Annotated in this window: 1 protein-coding gene; it reads right to left on the reverse strand. The window is 74.3% G+C overall.

Annotation, left to right across the window (positions count from 1 at the left end; genetic code table 11):
* Positions 1-1,828 (reverse strand): beta-ketoacyl synthase N-terminal-like domain-containing protein (locus PLP61_RS16900; RefSeq protein WP_324503964.1); only part of this gene is annotated, 1,828 nt, incomplete at both ends.

A 1,828-nucleotide genomic window follows, 5' to 3' on the forward strand; every position in this document is an offset into this window, starting at 1 on the left:
GGTGCCGGTGCGGCCCGCTCGGCCACCCGCGCCGCGGCGTACGGCACCGGTACCTGCGTGCCTGGTGCCACCGTGCGCTCGGGTGCGCCGACGTCGATCACCCGCAGGGTGCGGTGGTCCACCTCGAGCCCGGCCCCGGTGTGCCCGGACACCCGGTCGAGCCAGCGCTGCCAGGCGTCGGGGTCGACGATGCGGTAGGCGTGGCCGAGCTCGTGGGGAGCGCGGCGGACGCCGTCGGGCATCGGAGTGCGGCGCAGCACCGACATCGCGATCTGGGAGCCGAAACCGGCGGCGAGCCGGAGGGCGTACTCCACCGGGTAGGAGCCGCCCGTGGAGAGGTTCAGGCTGCCGAGCTCGGGGTCGGGCTCGCGGTAGTTGGGCACCGCGGGGACGAGGCCGGTCTCGAGCGCCTTGATGGCGAGCACGTCCTCGATGCCGGTGCCCATCGCGTGACCGGTGAAGCCCTTGGTGTTCGTGATGACGATCCGGTCGGCCGCGGCCCCGAAGGTGGTGCGCAGGGCGTGGATCTCCGCGGAGGCGCTGCCGCCTCGGGCGGGGGTGTAGGTCTCGTGGGAGACGAACACGGTCTGGGGGGCGATCCCGGCGCGGTCGACGCCGTACCGTTCGGCCTCGGAGACGACCGCCTCCATCACGCCGGCGATGTGCTCGACATCCAGCCGGGTGCCGTGGAAGGCGCTGTTGGCGGTCACCGCGCCCAGCACCTCGCAGATGGGCTGGATGCCCCGCTCACGGGCGGCCTCGGCGGACTCCACCACGAACGCCGCCGCCCCCATCCCGATGATCATGCCGTGCCGACGGCGGTCGAACGGGGTGGCCGCGTCCTCGACCCGCTCGTCGGTCGCCGCGGCGCCGCTGGCCAGGAACCCGGCACCGATCCACGGCAGCATCCGCTCCCCGGCGGCGTCGTCGGCCGAGATCACGACCACGCGACGGCACCGGCCGGAGCGGATCCAGTCCTCGGCCAGCGACAGCGCCTGGGTGGTGCTCGCGCAGGCGGCGTTGACCTGCGTGTTCGGTCCGCGGGCGCCGACCAGCTCGGCGAACTGCGAGTGTCCCATCGACAGCACGCGGAACAGGAAGCGCCGGTCGAAGGCGTAGGGCTCGGCGTCACGGGCCGCCCGGAGCTCCGCGAGCAGCCGCTCCACCTCCGCGCGCGCCTCCCCGTCGCCGTCGGTCATCCGCGCGCGGACCGCCTCGAGCGCCAGGATCTGCTCACGCCGGCCGCGGTCGACGAGGTAGTCCTCGACCGCCTCGACCAGCCGCTCGTAGCCGGGGAAGGCGGAGGCGAAGATGATGCCGGTGTCGTCGCGCAGCTCCTCCGGCAGTCCCCAGCGGTCGGGCAGCTGGGTCCCGAGCGTGGTCGTCTTGTAGCGGTGCACCAGCGGGATCCCCGCGTCGCGCAGCGCCTCCAGGCCGCCGCCGATGGCGAGCCGGGTGGCGTTGTCGAGCGCCTCGTCGCGCGCCGCGTCGATGCCGAACTGCGCCACGACGTCGATCGGGGCGTGCATCCCGGCCAGCTTGATCACGTCGGCCGGGTCGTCGATCGTGGCGAAGCTGGCGCCCTGGCTCTCGCTCTTGACCAGCCGGGTGATCCGCATGTCGACCATCCGGTCACGCACCGACTGCGGCAGCTGGCCGATGAACTGCTGGCCGGCCAGGATCTTCGCGACGTTCTCGTCGTCGAACAGCTGCGGGACCCCGGGCAGCCCGAGTCCGGCGCCGGTGATGACCACCGGCTCCAGGGGTGGCGCGGCCGGGGCCGTCGGTGCGGCCGCCGGAGTCGCGGCCGGCGCCGGGGGCGCCGCGG

The sequence above is a fragment of the Nocardioides sp. genome (assembly GCF_035429765.1).
Taxonomy (GTDB): Bacteria; Actinomycetota; Actinomycetes; order Propionibacteriales; family Nocardioidaceae; genus Nocardioides.